The sequence below is a fragment of the Phocaeicola sp. ICN-14070 genome, assembly GCF_037892625.1.
GTDB lineage: Bacteria > Bacteroidota > Bacteroidia > Bacteroidales > Bacteroidaceae > Phocaeicola > Phocaeicola plebeius.
In genome coordinates, this window is the sequence record NZ_JBBKBF010000055.1 from 13064 (window position 1) to 27838 (window position 14775).

Sequence of the window (14775 nt, forward strand, 5' to 3'; positions counted from 1 at the left end):
AATTTTAGGGTAGCCCCTTTTAGACGGGTGCCTGCAGGCACCCGTCTAAAAAAGAGTTCACAAATTTAACGATTATTATTTGCATATTGTCATGGGAAGAAGGTTTTCGTAATCCGTTCTTCCCTTTTTTAATTCTCTGAGCAGTTTGCAGAAGTAATCCCTGAAGGAGACTCCTGCCTGTTTGCAGGTTTCTATAAAGGTATTATAGATTGCGGAGTTCTGTATTCCTTTCACACTTCCGAAGAACAGGCTGTTCTTTCGTTGGACAGTGATTGGTCTTATCGCTCTTTCCGCCGCCATATTGTCTATTGAGTATTCACCGTCATTTCTGTAGGCGAAAATCTGATTCCAGAAGGTCTTCAGATAGTTAAGGACCTTACTCATAAGTTCGCTTCTACTCTCTTCAGGATTTGCCAGCAGATCATAAAGCTCCGTCCTTAACTTCTCGATGATTTCAGTTGTTTTCTTACTGTTCCTTCTGCGGTAAATCTCGTCTGGAGTGAGTTTTTCCCGGCGGTAAGTATCTTCCATGCCGTATAATCTTGCTATCAGCTCAAGGAAATTTGATTTTTGCATCACCAAGAAACTCCTTCAATACATTTGTTTTCAGCCCCTGATAGTCTGAGCCTTTCTTCTGTGTCTTCTTGAACCAGTCATAGAATGCAGTGTAAGGAATGTTGTTGCTGATGCAGAATGAGTTGATGGAAACTCCTTTGAGGTCACCACCGGTCTTGTAGAGGAACCACAGCCTTTCAAAGTCTTTTTCGCTAAACATAATCTTTCAAGTTTTAAGTTTAGCGCGAAGGTCAAGGAAAGAGCTATGCTAGTCAATACGCCAATTTGGGATGCTTACATGTATATCATGTCATTTTTTAGGCACGCTTCGCCGTTACCTGTCCCACACCCACTCAGCCCAAACAGACAAAAATAGGTATGCAAGGTAAGCGTCGACGTCTATTTATCTTACAAAAATACCCCATTTCACCGAAAAGTCAAAAAGAAATCCCGACAAAATGAGTTTCTAGCCAGTTTTAGTAAACAAATGAACAGAATTGACAAATACTGCATCGCATTTTCTTGTTTTTTCATCAATTTTTTACACCTCTTGAAAAACGCCTTTGCGTTCGGATTCAAACGCAAGTGCGTTTTACTTAAAACACAAGTACGTTTTGAATCAAACGCAAGTACGTTTTAGTTGAAACGCAAGGGCGTTTTCCGGAGGCTTCCGGAGAGGCGGCCCGGAAGTGTCACGGTTTCGGAACCCGTTCCTGTGGGGGAGGATACAGCCATGTAGATTTGCGTTTTTCTGTCTGGCATCATTTCTATGGTGTCATTTCTTGTGTTTCCCGATGTGATTCATGAGAATTTTTGTAAGTTTGCAAGATAAACACATAAAGCTACATGGAAGATTTTTTATCGACGGCGGTCAATGTAACTGACACGCGAGGCAACAGCTTGATTAACAGAAAGATGATACTTCGAATCCTGGGCACTCTGCTCTTTATGGAGGCAATGATGTTTCTGGCATGTGCAGGCGTTTCCTTGTGCTATGGGGAGGAAGACTATATTTATTTTATTTACACGACATTGATTAATATGGCTGTGGGGAGTGGGCTGATTCTGCTAGGGAGAGGAGCCGAAAACCGGGTGACACGGCGCGATGGATATTGTATCGTGGCGTTTACGTGGCTGCTTTTCACAGGATTCGGAATGCTGCCTTTTTATATAAGCGGAAGTATCCCGTCGGTGGCAGACGCATTCTTTGAGACCATGTCGGGTTTTACAACTACAGGGGCAACCATCCTGGATGATATTGAATCGCTTTCGCACGGTATGTTGTTCTGGCGAAGCTTTTCGCAATGGATTGGAGGATTGGGTATTGTGTTCTTTACGATTGCTGTGTTGCCTATCTTTGGGGTAGGTAATCAGGTCCTTTTTTCGGCAGAAGCTACGGGGGTGACACATGATAAGATTCATCCGAAAATCAGTGTCATGGCCCAATGGCTATGGACAGTATATCTCATGCTGACCTTAGCGGAGATGGTGCTGTTGCTGATAGGAGGAATGGACTTGTTTGATGCTGCATGTCATGCTTTTTCCACGACGGCTACTGGAGGATATTCTACCAAGCAGGCCAGTGTGGCTTATTGGAATTCTCCTTTTATAGAATATGTAATTGCCATCTTTATGATTCTTTCGGGTATTAACTTCTCGCTTTATTTCATGTGCATGAAGGGACGTTGCGGACAGTTGTTCAAGGATGGTGAGCTCCGGTTGTATCTCATCTCCATTGGGGCGGTGACGCTGATAATTACCGGGGCCTTATACTGGCATAATAATTATGGGTTGGAGGAAGCTTTCCGGAAATCGCTTTTCCAGGTGGCGTCTGTTCATACTTCGTGTGGTTTTGCTACGGACGATTATAATATGTGGCCTCCTTTCACATGGTTGCTGCTCATTTATACAATGATTGCAGGAGGTTGTGCCGGTTCTACGGCGGGTGGGATTAAGAATGTGCGTCTGCTGATTTTGTTGCGCAACGTGAAGAATGAGTTTCACCGGCTGATGCACCCCAGGGCTGTACTTCCGGTAAAGGTGAACCGGATGGCGGTTTCACAGCGTACCATTGCTACGGTGATGACGTTCGTAGTTTTTTATTTTGTCTGCATCTTCTTATGCTGGCTGGCATTGATGTGTATGGGCATTGGACTGGAAGAATCTTTCGGACTATCTGTATCAAGTATCGGTAACGTGGGGCCAGGACTGGGTGTCTTCGGACCAGCATTTTCATGGAGTGCACTTCCTGACCTGGCGAAGTGGCTGTTGTCGTTTATGATGCTGATAGGGCGTCTGGAGCTCTTCGGCGTACTATTGCTGCTGACTCCGAGTTTCTGGGATAGACGATGAGAAAGAGATAGATTATGATAACATGTATATGTCTCTAAAAAAGTTTTCTATATCTTTTATAGAGAAGGTGTTTTTGTCTAATTCTGTTTTTCTAAGCATTAGGTATGCGCTATTGCGTTCGTCGGTGTGGTGTTCAAATGTTTTTGTACCAAAATAGGTATTGACAATTGTTCGATAGAAACGGAAACGCTTGGTGCATGCTTTGTCTTCTCCCATATTATTTGCTCCAATAAATGCAAAAGAAGAATGTACGTCAATTTCATAATAATGTTTCATGATGTATATACAACTTAACACTATTCTTCTGGGCTCAAAGTCATTGGTTTGAAAGCTATATTTTTCTTGTAAATGTGCTTGCGACTTCAGGTAGAATTTTATTCCATAAATATGTTTTTCGTATGCTTCTACGTCTACAAGGTAGGTTTTTCCGCTTTTCATAGATTTGAATCTCCATAAATCTATGTGTCGCATTCCTTTACAAGTTGGCGCTTTCCGCATAATAAATACGGAACCATAATAAGGAGGTAGGATTTTCATTAGGGAACGAGGTAAGAATAGACCTGTATTCTGTATTTGGCGTGTTCTTTTTTAGTAACCTTTTTAAAGTTTACCTTTACAGAATCAGGCTTTGTAATTTGTTTCTTTGCTTTTGTATCTGTAGACTTTCCCATATTATTTATCTTTTTTGCAAAGATAACGTTATTGCATATTCAATGCAAGGATAAAACATTTTTTATAATACAGAAAAAAGGACCACTACCCGCAGGTAATAATCCTTTGCTTTATTTGTAACTCAGCCTGTTAGTCGATAAACCGGCGCGTGAGCTGCTCAAATTCATCGATACGGCGGTCGCGCAGGAAGGGCCACCAGCGGCGGACATTTTCACTGCGGTTCATGTCGATTTCTACCACCATGTTTTCTTCTTTCAGGTTGCTGGCCTGGGCGATGATTTCGCCTTGCGGACCGGCTACGAAGCTGTTACCCCAGAATTGGATACCGTTGGTCTGGCCGGAAGGGTCGGGTTCAAGGCCCACACGGTTTACGGCAATGACAGGCAGACCGTTGGCTACGGCGTGGCCGCGCTGTACGGTTACCCATGCACCCAGCTGGCGCATTTTTTCTTCCTGAGTGTCGGTGCTTTCCCAGCCGATGGCTGTGGGGTAAATCAACAGTTCAGCACCTTTCAGGGCCATGATACGGGCTCCTTCCGGATACCACTGGTCCCAGCAAACCTGCACGCCGAGCTTACCGATGGAGGTCTGAATAGGTTCGAATCCTAAGTCGCCGGGAGTGAAATAGAACTTCTCATAGTAAGCAGGGTCATCTGGAATGTGCATCTTACGGTACTTTCCGGCGATGCTTCCGTCAGTGTCGAATACCACGGCAGTGTTGTGATACAGTCCGGCGGCACGGCGTTCGAACAGCGAAGTGACCAGCACGATGTGGTAGGCTGCGGCTATCTCACTGTAGAAACCGGTAGAAGGACCGGGAATGGGTTCGGCCAGGTCGAACAGATTGGTATCTTCTGTCTGGCAGAAATAAGGGGTGTTATGGAGTTCCTGAAGAACTACTAACTGCGCACCGGCTTGTGCCACGGAGGCGATGTTGCGGTGCAGCTTTTCAAGATTCAGTTTGAGGTCGTTCGTACAAGCCTGTTGTACGATACCGACACGGATAGTTCGTTTCATTGTGCTATTTGGTTTTTTACAGATTCAGGATATTGCATGGTGACGCAGTGGAGAGAACCATGCTGCTTGATAAGCGCACGGCAATCCACGCCTACGATTTCACGTCCGGGGAAGGCCTCAGCCAGTACCTGTGCGGCACGGGCATCGTTTTCCGGTTGGGCGTAGGTAGGGTAGAGCACAGCCTCGTTCATAATCAGGAAGTTGGCGTAGGTGGCCGGAAGGCGCTCGTCGTCTTCGTCATAGATGGCTTCGGGCATGGGCAGCGGAAGCAGACGGTAGGGGTCTCCATCGAGTGTACGGAAGGTCTTGAGCTGGTCTTCCATGGAGCGGAGGGCACCGTAGTGCTCGTCGTTCTTGTCCAGACACTGCACGTAGGTAATGGTGTGGTCGGGACAGAGACGGGCCAGGGTGTCTACGTGGCTGTCTGTGTCGTCACCGGCCAGGTAGCCGTAGTCCAGCCAGAGCACCTGACGCAGGTTGAAGCGTTCCATCAGGTAGGCTTCGATGTCTTTGCGTGAGAGGGTGTCGTTGCGGTTGGGAGCCAACAGGCAGGGGGAGGTGGTGAGCAAAGTACCTTCTCCGTCGCTTTCAATGGAACCGCCTTCAAGCACGAAGTTGCGGCAGTTGATGTAGTCGCCGTTAAGTACACCGGTCTTGAACAGATGACTGTTGATGAGGTTATCCTTATGAGCAGCAAACTTCATCCCCCAGCCGTTGAAGCAGAAGTCGAGCAACTGTGGGTCGGAGTGTTTTTCCAGCAGGGTGATGAAAGCATGGTCGCGGGCCCAGGTGTCGTTTGTAGGACATTTCACAAAAGTAATCTGGTCACGATAGGGGAAGTCGGCCAAGGCTGCCGGAAATTCGGGAGCCACGAGCAACAGGGGCTGGCGGCTGGCTATTTCGGTAGCAAGGCGGACAAAGCAGGTTTCTACTTCATCGAGCATATAGGCCCAGTCGGTATCGGCATGAGGCCAGGTAAGCTGTATGTAGCTTTGTTTGTACCATTCGGCGGGCAGATAATAGGTCTTTTCCATATTCTTGTATAATTATTTTTCGTTTGATTCTCTTTTTTCTCTTGCGGCAGGAAGGGCTTCCTGCGGAAGGTATTTCTGGTCTTCTTTTTCTTTCTGTTTGCTGCTGCGGTTTTTCCGGCGGCGGAGGAACCAGTCGACGAGTTCTTTCCAGTTCATGAAGTCTTTCTTGTACATGATACCAATGCCCTGAGTGGTAAGGGTGGACTTCGTGAAATAACGGTCGTTGGTCTGGTTGTATCCGCGCAGACGGAATTCTCCGTTCTTGGTGAGCAGCCAGATGGCTTCAAAGTCGCCCACAAAGTTCGTATTACGCATGGTATTTTCACGGTAACCGAAGTTTCCGTTGATTATCAGTCGGTTGTTCAGTAAGCGTCCGGACAGGATGGCTTCAGCTTCTACATCGCTCCAGCCTTTTTCTCCGGTGGTGAGGTTCGTACCTACGTTCCAGTTCTGGTTGTCGATGACTTGCGAAAGCATGTTATTCAACTGGCCCGACAGGGTGCTGAAGGCCAATGAACTGGTGGCATCGGTCTGCCCGGTGTTGTTGGCATAGTCATAGGTATAGAACTTGCCGACTCCCAGCAGATAGATAATCTGCGTGTTCATCTGTTCTTCAGTGCTGGTGAGGCTGCGTACCAGTTCGCGGTCTTCCTCGCTCACGGTGGGCAGTTCAAGGCCGAATGTCAGGTTGGGAGACGTGAGGTTACCGCTCAGGTTCAGCAGACAGTTTACCCGCACGTTTCCACGTGAAGAAGAAGCGTCGGCTATCAGGTCGTTCAGTGAAGCGGAGTTCACCGTATAGACGGCCTGCACGTTCAGGTTGGCGGCTTTGGGGTCGCCGTTGAAGGATACCACACCTCCGGGCTGCAGGGTAAAGTCTTTTCGGATGACGTTCTGCATACTCATCTTGTAGATTCCTTCAGTAATGTTGTAGTTACCGAACATCTGGAAGTTGCCCTGATTGAAGAAGTTGATGCGCAGGTTGCCGGTTCCGTAGGCAGAAATATAGTCTCCGGCCGAAGGGTCCATGATGATTTTCATGTTGGCACGTTCGGCAGGTTCTATCTGCAGATTGATGTGGATAGCGGTAGGTGTATCATCGTCATCCTGCTTGTCGGGCTGGTTGAGCGGGTGGTACACTTCGGCCTTGACCGCAGCCTGTTTGCGGCGTGGAGTACGGTCTACGAAGGTGATGAAGCCGGAGTTGGTAGCCTCGGCTGCTGTTCCTAATACGTAGACAAACTCGGTCTGATTGTCGGCGCGAACTTCTCCGTCAACGTTCAGCTGTCCGTCGCCTCCCCGGAGAAATACGTTTCCGGTGGCATAGATATGACCGTAGAAGGGGAATTCCGGAGTTTCCTTTTCAGAGTGGAATACCAGCATGCGGTCGGTATTGAAGCGGAACTGGTAGCTCAGGTTCTTTAATTTGGTATGCCGTAGCTCTCCGTTGGCCAGTCCGGTATGCCCTTCAGTGTCCTGCAAGCGCACGTTCTGGAAACGGAACAAGCCGGAAGCGATGTGTACGGAATCGGCCGAAGCCAGGAAAGTAGCATTCAGAATGTTGACCTTCATCTGCATCTGTGCCTTGACTTTCCCTTCCAAATCAAGCTGGGAGAAGGGGCCGAACAGACGCACGTCGCCATGTACGCTTCCGTTGACATTGCTGAATATATTTTCTACAAAGGGTTGCAGGAAGGAGAGAGGGGTACCTCCGGCCTGGATATGGAGGTCGAGTCCCTTTATCTTGGGCGATACATAGCCGATGACCCGTGTGGTGCAGGCACTGTCGCGGCGGATGTCAGCATTGAGGCGAACGCCTCCCAACTCTTTGTCCCATGAGCCGAGGATGTCGGCGCGTCCTAGCAGGGCATGATTGAGGGAGAAATCTTTCACATCGAGACGGGCTTCCATCACCGGGTCCTCAAGCACGTGGCGTAGGTGGACTTTTCCGCTGATGCCTCCGTCGAAGCGTACGGCATGAAACTGAATCATGTCCATGATGTAGAGCAGGTTGATGTTCTTCAAGTCTACCAGACAGGAGTCAGCTTCTGTTTTTCCCAGTCGTCCGTTGATTTTCAAGTGCTGGTCGCGGTGCTCAAACAGGAAGTCGTGTATTTCGATGCTGTCTTTTGCAATGTCTACAGTAGCCGGATGGATGTTCCAGGTGGTGTCATTCAGAATGACCTGGCTGGGCTGGATGTCCACACGGGTGTGGAGTACCCTTTTCAGACTGTCCTGACGGAAAGAAGCGATGGCGTCAATCTTTCCGCTATAGGTGAGCTGTGTGTTGTTGCCCCAGTAAATGGTACTGTGCAGCTTGTCGTCTTTGGCCCTCGTGATGAGGGAGAAATTGAACATGGCTCCTTTTTTCATCAAGGTGCCGGCACGTAACTGGCACTGCAGTTCGTCGGAACGGCTTTCACACAACAGGGTGCCCGATTCGTAGTATTTCCCTTTATACGTGAATTGAGGAATCGAACCGTTGATGCGCATCTGTGAGAGGCTGTCGTTAAGTTGTCCTGAGAACGTGGCCGGCATCTGCAACTCGAACGGAATGTTCAAAACCTTTGAAAGAAATTCACTGTTTTCCATGCGAAACTGGAACCGGAACTGGTTGTTCAGCTCTGCGGGTTTCTTTCTTCCTTTTTTCGGCTTCTCCTCAGGGAACAGGGATGGAAGATGCTTCCGGATCACTTTCTCCATGCTCTTCAGCAGGGTGTGGTAGGCATATTGTCCTTGTATGGTTCCGGTCAGGAACGGGGAGTCAATGCGTATTTCCTTCTGCTTGGCCTCTGAGGCAAGCTGTGTCGCATCAATCTGCAGGCGGGGAAGGAAGTAGTTCCCTTCTTCGTCGGGCGTGCGAACTGAAAGACTGTCGAGGCTGATTTTTCCCTGGACATCGTCAATGGAATGTCCTGAAAAGTCTGCCGTCAGGTTCAATGATACGTCGGTATCTTCGTATTTTTTCGTCAGCTGAAGTTTATGGGGACGAAAATCACGTACTTTTACCCGCAGGTTGAAGTCGGGTACGGCCTGTTGGGTCACGAAATTCCCGTCTACGCTGATTTTACCATTTTCATCGTCGAGTGACAGATGGCCGTTGAAACCGCCCGGCTTGAAATTTCCGTTCAGTGCGATGTGCTGGTATTGGTAGTCATTGTACTCTAAAGAAGAGATTTCTCCTTTGATATGCGATTCTGGCTGATGGTTTCGGTATTGCAGCCCGTTCAGTTCCAGGTCAAAAGAGGTTTTACCCAGTTCTTTTTTCGCCAGCAGTTTGCCAAGCTCAAAATTATGGGTGGAAACTTTTCCGGAATAACTTTTTTGCTGGGTCAGGGTGTCGGTGTGCATGGTCAGATTGGCATTAATCTGTCCCGGTTGGCTTTGCAGGGTACCGTGTGCAGTGATACGGGAAGGGTATCCCGATACATCACCCTGAAATTTAAGAAAGCCCAGACGCTGCAGGATGTCGGGTACAGGTGCAGCGGTACCTTTCAAATTATGTATGAGCCAGGAAATGGCGGTTTCGTCGGCATCAGCCTGTGTGATTTGACCAAAAAAATAAGGCGGTTGTGAAGGATTACTGTGGTCGAGCATTCCTTCTGCATGTATTTCCAGTGCTTTGTGCGGGCTGGAGAGATAGAAATTGGTACATCGAGCCTGTTTCCCTCTTCCATGAAAGGCCAGGTCGATATGTACGGAGTCCTGAAAATGCTGGAGTGCAGGGACAAAGCAGGCGATGTCGGCCGGAGTGACCGAGGCATTCAGGCGACCCATGTAGGTGGTTTGCGTATCTGAAATAAAGTCGGGTGCGGTAAGTTCTCCTGCTACAGTAAATGTGTCGATGTTTACTGTCGTGGCCGGAAGGCTCAGGTTCAGGTCATGCAAATGGATACCTTTGGGGGTAGCTGTGGCCTTCAGCGCAAATTTCTTCAGTTGAAATCCGCTTTGCTCATTGAAACTCATACGGCGGATTTGTGCGTTGAGCGAATCGGTCTGCAAGGCCTTCAAGGAGATGGTTGCCGAAAGTTCGCTGATGCCGATGTGATGAGGATTGAACCGGCGGGGTGTATTGGATTCCGACAGCACATCGTAGTGGATTTGTCCGCGACGGATAAGTACGGAATTGATACGCAGGTCGATGGATTTTTCGCTCTTTGTCGTATCTTTTGAAACAAAAGTGTCAATCAGGAACTGGCAATTCAGGGGAGCCTTGGGGTGGGCACGGTTCAGGCAGGCATCCAGTCCGAATAGCTGTACACTGCTGATACGGATTTTTCCACGGAAGAGAGAGGGAATGTCAATCTTGACGGAAAAGCGCGAAATGCCGAGCATGTCTTTCTTCTGCCGGTCTTTTATCTGCACGTTCTGGATGACGACGCGGTTCAGAAGCCCTAAGTCTACATTGCCAATGCTGACTTCGGCCTGGGTGAGACGGGTAAGTTCACGGGCAGCATACGTACTGATGCGGTGTTGGACAGCCGGAAGGTTCAGCAGAGCAATCAGACCGAAATAGAATACCAGTGTCGAAATGACCGTGATACGTATGGCTTGTTTTATGCGCGTGGCTTTACTCATTCTTTATTTATGCAAATTATAGACAAATGTACAAATAACCCTCGAAGAAAAGGGGCTTTGAGGGTGTTATTAGTAGTTTTTAAGTTTTGGGTGATGCCCTTTTACGGTTGGTATAAATGAATTGGAAATCTATTTTTATTCATTTTTGTAGCATAAAATGTAAATATATATGGATTTTGTATGGAAAATTGGAAAAATATTCGGAAATTTGCAGCCGTTATTAATTTAGTAATAAAATTAGACTTAAACGGATAAAAATGACGCAAAAAATGAAGATTCCTTCTCCGCTGGTGTCTTTGCTGCCTGTGGCGGTATTGGTGGTATTACTTTTCTTTACGATTCGTCTGTTGGGAGCTGACGCGTTAGGTGGCGGAAGCCAGATTTGTTTGCTGCTGACTACGGCTTTGTGTGCGGCTTTGGGTATGAGCCGATATGGGATGAACTGGAAGGATATTGAACATGCCATTATCAACAACATTGCGGGGGTGAGTTCTGCTTTGATTATCCTGTTGATTATCGGAGCACTTTCGGCAGCCTGGATGTTAGGGGGAGTGGTACCTACGCTGATTTACTATGGGGTACAGATTATTCATCCGAAATTTTTCCTCGTGTCGTGCTGTGTGATTTGTGCAGTGGTATCGGTCATGACAGGCAGTTCGTGGACCACCATTGCGACCATCGGTATTGCCTTGATGGGTATCGGCAAGGCACAGGGTTTTGAAGAAGGCTGGATTGCCGGAGCGATTATCTCGGGTGCATATTTCGGCGACAAGGTTTCTCCGCTTTCGGATACGACCATCCTGGCTTCCTCAGTGACAGATACGCCGCTGTTTACGCATATCCGTTACATGATGTACACCACGGTGCCTTCGGTGGTCATTTCACTGGTTATTTTTACAATAGCCGGATTTTCGCATGAGGCATCAGACAGTTCGCAGATTGCCGTGTTTACTACCGGACTGGCGGAACGTTTTCATATTACTCTTTGGGTGTTGCTGGTGCCGGTGGTGACAGGAATATTAATTGCCCGTAAGGTGTCTTCTATTATTACCTTATTCATATCCACTGCTTTGGCTGTGGTGTGCATGCTGGTTTTCCAGACAGATGTACTCCGTGAAGTGGCCGGTGACGGAGTGAGCGGAGGGGAAGCTTTATATAAAGGAGTTTTGTTAGCTTTATCAGGAAGTACGTCGTTGCAGGCTTCTACTCCTGCATTGACCGAACTGATTGCCACCCGTGGAATGGGAGGTATGATGGATACGGTATGGCTGATTCTCTGTGCCATGTGTCTGGGTGGAGCCATGACGGCCTGTGGCATGTTGGGGAGCATTACGCGTATGTTCGTACGCTTTACGCATAAGCTGGCAAGTACGGTAGCAGCAACTGTAGCTTCCGGTTTGTTCCTGAATCTGGCTACTGCCGACCAGTATATTTCGATTATTCTGACCGGAAACATGTTCAAGGATATTTATAAGAAGAACGGATACGAATCGCGCCTGTTAAGCCGAACAACGGAAGATGCCGTCACAGTGACCAGTCCGCTGATTCCCTGGAACACATGCGGAATGACGCAGGCCACGATACTGAATGTGCCTACACTGGTGTATCTGCCGTATAGTTTCTTTAACTTGCTGAGTCCGTTGATGAGTATCTTCGTGGCGTGCATTGGCTTTAAGATTGTACGCTCGGTAAAAAAGAATTAAGACACAATTTTCATTAAAACCATAATAGAATGAACCAGAAACACGTAACATTGGCTGCTTGTCTGTTGGCTTTCGGACTGACGGTACAGGCTCAGGATGGAGGCATCTCTCCGGATATGTTGAAAAAAATTCAGAGTAGTTATCAGAATACGGCTGCCGACAAGGCATTGCGGAATGCCATGGGAGGTACCAGCATCAAGGAACTGGCATTGAATCAGGAAAACCAGAAGGCGCTGAATACAGATTTTTCCATTAAGGTAGAATCAAAAGGTATCACCGACCAGCAGTCGTCTGGCCGTTGCTGGCTGTTTACGGGACTGAACGTGATGCGTGCCAAAGCCATTGCACGCTATGACTTGCCGGGACTGGAGTTCTCGCAGGTATATTCTTTCTTTTGGGACCAGCTGGAAAAATCCAATCTGTTCTTACAGGGAGTTATTGAAACGGCTGGCAAACCGATGAACGACCAGACTGTGGAATGGCTGTTCAAGCATCCGCTGAGCGACGGAGGTACATTTACGGGAGTAGCCGACATCGTGTCGAAATACGGTCTCGTGCCTAAAGAAGCTATGCCGGAAACATACAGCAGTGAACACACCTCGTACATGTCTTCTTTGATTGGCCTGAAACTGAAGGAATTCGGTTTGGAACTGAGGGAAATGGCTGCTAAAGGAGAGAAGGCTGCAACGATTGAAAGCCGTAAGGAAGAGATGCTGAGCACGGTGTATCGTATGCTGGTGCTGACTTTGGGAGTGCCACCGACTGAGTTCGACTATGTACGTAAGGACAGCAAGGGGAATGTGGTGGCTACAGAGCATCACACACCGATGTCGTTCCTGGAAAAATACGGTGATACGAACCTGTTGACTAATTATGTGATGGTGATGAACGATCCTTCACGTGAATATTACAAGTGTTACGAAATTGCATACGACCGTCATCGTTACGATGGAAAGAACTGGACGTATGTGAATCTGCCAGTAGAGGAAATCAAGGAAATGGCCATTGCATCATTGAAGGACAGCACACGGATGTATTTTTCGAGTGACGTGACACAGCTGGACAGCAAGCGTGGGCTGCTGGATGTAAACAATTATGATTTCGGTTCTTTGATGGGTACGACTTTCGGAATGGATAAGAAAGAACGTATCCAGACGTTTGCCAGCATGTCGGCACATGCCATGACACTGATGGCAGTAGACCTGGACGCGAACGGAAAACCGAAGAAATGGATGGTGGAAAACAGTTGGGGAGCTGCATCGGGCTATCAGGGACACCTGATTATGACGGATGAATGGTTCAATGAGTATATGTTCCGTCTGGTGCTGGAAACGAAATATGTACCGAAGAAGGTGCTGGACATCTTCAAGCAGAAGCCGATACAACTTCCGGCATGGGATCCGATGTTTGCGGAAGAAAAATGATGACCGGGCAGAAATAACATGGCTCAGGGCTTGCTTTATCGGTAGAAATATCTTTTCTTTGTGAAAAGAAGGAACTGATTATACGGGGCGTGGAGGTTTGGGTATCTTCACGCCCTTTTGACCTTAAATAAGTATGCTATGGATAAAATGCAGCCAATATCTCAGGCTTTGTACAGCTTGTTGTTTTTAGGGTGTATGGGAGCCGGATTCCCACTTTATGTACAAGGACAGAATGTAGACGAATTGCCTCCCGATTCAATTTATAACATCGGGTATGCCCGTGGTAGTTTGAAGAATATTTCCGGTTCGGTGGAACAGATTACGGAAAAACAGATGAACCGTGAGCTGATAACCAATCCGCTGGAAGCTATTCAGGGACGCGTGCCGGGACTTACCATCTTAAAGAGTAACAATGGAATGGCGGCGCTGGAGTCGGTCCGCTTGCGTGGTACGACTTCGCTGACCAGTGGAAATGACCCGCTGATTATCGTGGACGGGGTATTGGGTGATTTGACGATGCTGACCTCGGTATATCCCACCGACATAGAGTCTTTTACGATTTTGAAAGATGCGTCGGAAACGGCACAGTATGGTTCACGTGGAGCATCGGGAGTCATTAATATTGTCACCAAGAAAGGCCGGGCAGGGAAGACACGCGTGAACTACAACGGTAGTTTTGGTGTGTCGCATGCTTATCGCCGGTTGGATATGCTTTCGGGAGCAGAGTATCGCAAGCTGGCGGCTGAACGAGGATGGAGTATCCTGGATAAGGGATATGACACGGATTTCCAGAAAGCCATTGAGCAGACGGGCTTGCAGCAGAATCATAACATTGCGTTTTATGGAGGTGGTGAGGCTTCTAATTACAGAGTGTCGTTAGGATTTCAGAATCGTGAGGGAGTGATTCAGAATGAGGGCATGAAACTGTTTACGGCCAATATGAATATGTCGCAGAAGATGCTTGACGGACTGATTGACTGTGAATTGGGGTTGTTCGGTTCGATGAAGCGCGACCGTACGCTGTTTGATTTACAGAAGACTTTTTATTCGGCAGCCGCTTTTAATCCTACTTTTCCTGATTTCCCGGATCCGGAAACCGGGAGCTGGGACCAGATTACGACGGCCAGTCAGATTACAAATCCATTGGCCTGGATGGATGTGGACAACCGCGAGGAGACTTCTTATTTCAGTTCGCACGCCCGCCTGACTTTTAATTTGCTGAAGGATTTGAAGATGGTACTATTGGGTTCTTATACCTATAGCACAACAGAAAACGCCCAGTTCCTGCCGACAACGGTATGGGCCAACGGACAGGCTTACCGGGGAAACCGGAAGTCGGAAGCCTTATTAGGAAACCTGATGCTGACGTATCAGAAGCAGTTGGGAACTCACTTTCTGGATGTGCTGGCTTTAGGGGAGGTGGAGAAGAATCGTTTTCAG

10 protein-coding genes and 1 pseudogene are annotated in these 14775 nt (G+C 47.9%); 4 read left to right on the plus strand and 7 right to left on the minus strand.

The window, feature by feature from the left end; translation table 11 throughout:
- Positions 1 to 75: 75 nt before the first annotated feature.
- Positions 76 to 561: pseudogene (locus tag WKT20_RS13615) on the minus strand (IS66 family transposase); the annotation flags it as partial.
- Complete coding sequence (locus WKT20_RS13620) at positions 554 to 775, minus strand: hypothetical protein (RefSeq protein ID WP_302462986.1); 222 nt, start codon at positions 773 to 775, stop codon at positions 554 to 556. The pseudogene WKT20_RS13615 and the gene WKT20_RS13620, both read right to left, overlap by 8 nt.
- Positions 776 to 1401: 626 nt before the next feature.
- Here WKT20_RS13620 and WKT20_RS13625 point away from each other — a divergent pair.
- Positions 1402 to 2907 (plus strand): TrkH family potassium uptake protein, encoded by a 1506-nt coding sequence (locus tag WKT20_RS13625; protein WP_340417519.1) that lies wholly within the window; start codon positions 1402 to 1404, stop codon positions 2905 to 2907.
- A gap of 12 nt (positions 2908 to 2919) precedes the next feature.
- Here the strand turns inward: WKT20_RS13625 and WKT20_RS13630 are convergent, their stop codons facing one another.
- From WKT20_RS13630 to WKT20_RS13650, 5 genes are all read right to left on the minus strand, one after another.
- Positions 2920 to 3345 (minus strand): hypothetical protein, encoded by a 426-nt coding sequence (locus WKT20_RS13630; protein ID WP_131201009.1) that lies wholly within the window; start codon positions 3343 to 3345, stop codon positions 2920 to 2922.
- Between the two features lie 98 nt (positions 3346 to 3443).
- Complete coding sequence (locus WKT20_RS13635) at positions 3444 to 3578, minus strand: hypothetical protein (protein ID WP_259321001.1); 135 nt, start codon at positions 3576 to 3578, stop codon at positions 3444 to 3446.
- Positions 3579 to 3708: 130 nt separating this feature from the next.
- Positions 3709 to 4596, minus strand: coding sequence for a carbon-nitrogen hydrolase (locus WKT20_RS13640; RefSeq protein WP_007558137.1), 888 nt, complete (start codon positions 4594 to 4596; stop codon positions 3709 to 3711).
- Positions 4593 to 5630 (minus strand): agmatine deiminase family protein, encoded by a 1038-nt coding sequence (locus WKT20_RS13645; protein ID WP_340417520.1) that lies wholly within the window; start codon positions 5628 to 5630, stop codon positions 4593 to 4595. Before WKT20_RS13645 ends, WKT20_RS13640 begins: the two co-directional genes overlap by 4 nt.
- Before the next feature lie 12 nt (positions 5631 to 5642).
- Positions 5643 to 10208, minus strand: a complete 4566-nt coding sequence (locus WKT20_RS13650) for a translocation/assembly module TamB domain-containing protein (protein WP_340417521.1) — start codon at positions 10206 to 10208, stop codon at positions 5643 to 5645.
- Between the two features lie 257 nt (positions 10209 to 10465).
- On the opposite strand from WKT20_RS13650, the gene WKT20_RS13655 reads away from it, so the two are divergent.
- The 3 genes from WKT20_RS13655 to WKT20_RS13665 form a co-directional block, all read left to right on the plus strand.
- Complete coding sequence (locus WKT20_RS13655) at positions 10466 to 11911, plus strand: Na+/H+ antiporter NhaC family protein (protein ID WP_340417522.1); 1446 nt, start codon at positions 10466 to 10468, stop codon at positions 11909 to 11911.
- Positions 11912 to 11940: 29 nt separating this feature from the next.
- Positions 11941 to 13335: a C1 family peptidase gene (locus tag WKT20_RS13660; RefSeq protein WP_022052553.1), complete on the plus strand. Its 1395-nt coding sequence runs from the start codon at positions 11941 to 11943 to the stop codon at positions 13333 to 13335.
- Positions 13336 to 13530: 195 nt separating this feature from the next.
- Positions 13531 to 14775, plus strand: a 1245-nt coding sequence (locus WKT20_RS13665) for a TonB-dependent receptor plug domain-containing protein (protein ID WP_340417523.1), incomplete at its 3' end; no start/stop codon positions are given.

What these genes read in the sequence shown, in the direction of transcription:
- WKT20_RS13620 (WP_302462986.1), bottom strand. Translation starts at nt 775, where the DNA reads ATGTTTAGCGAAAAAGACTTTGAAAGGCTGTGGTTCCTCTACAAGACC.
- WKT20_RS13625 (WP_340417519.1), top strand. Translation starts at nt 1,402, where the DNA reads ATGGAAGATTTTTTATCGACGGCGGTCAATGTAACTGACACGCGAGGC.
- WKT20_RS13630 (WP_131201009.1), bottom strand. Translation starts at nt 3,345, where the DNA reads ATGAAAAGCGGAAAAACCTACCTTGTAGACGTAGAAGCATACGAAAAA.
- WKT20_RS13635 (WP_259321001.1), bottom strand. Translation starts at nt 3,578, where the DNA reads ATGGGAAAGTCTACAGATACAAAAGCAAAGAAACAAATTACAAAGCCT.
- WKT20_RS13640 (WP_007558137.1), bottom strand. Translation starts at nt 4,596, where the DNA reads ATGAAACGAACTATCCGTGTCGGTATCGTACAACAGGCTTGTACGAAC.
- WKT20_RS13645 (WP_340417520.1), bottom strand. Translation starts at nt 5,630, where the DNA reads ATGGAAAAGACCTATTATCTGCCCGCCGAATGGTACAAACAAAGCTAC.
- WKT20_RS13650 (WP_340417521.1), bottom strand. Translation starts at nt 10,208, where the DNA reads ATGAGTAAAGCCACGCGCATAAAACAAGCCATACGTATCACGGTCATT.
- WKT20_RS13655 (WP_340417522.1), top strand. Translation starts at nt 10,466, where the DNA reads ATGACGCAAAAAATGAAGATTCCTTCTCCGCTGGTGTCTTTGCTGCCT.
- WKT20_RS13660 (WP_022052553.1), top strand. Translation starts at nt 11,941, where the DNA reads ATGAACCAGAAACACGTAACATTGGCTGCTTGTCTGTTGGCTTTCGGA.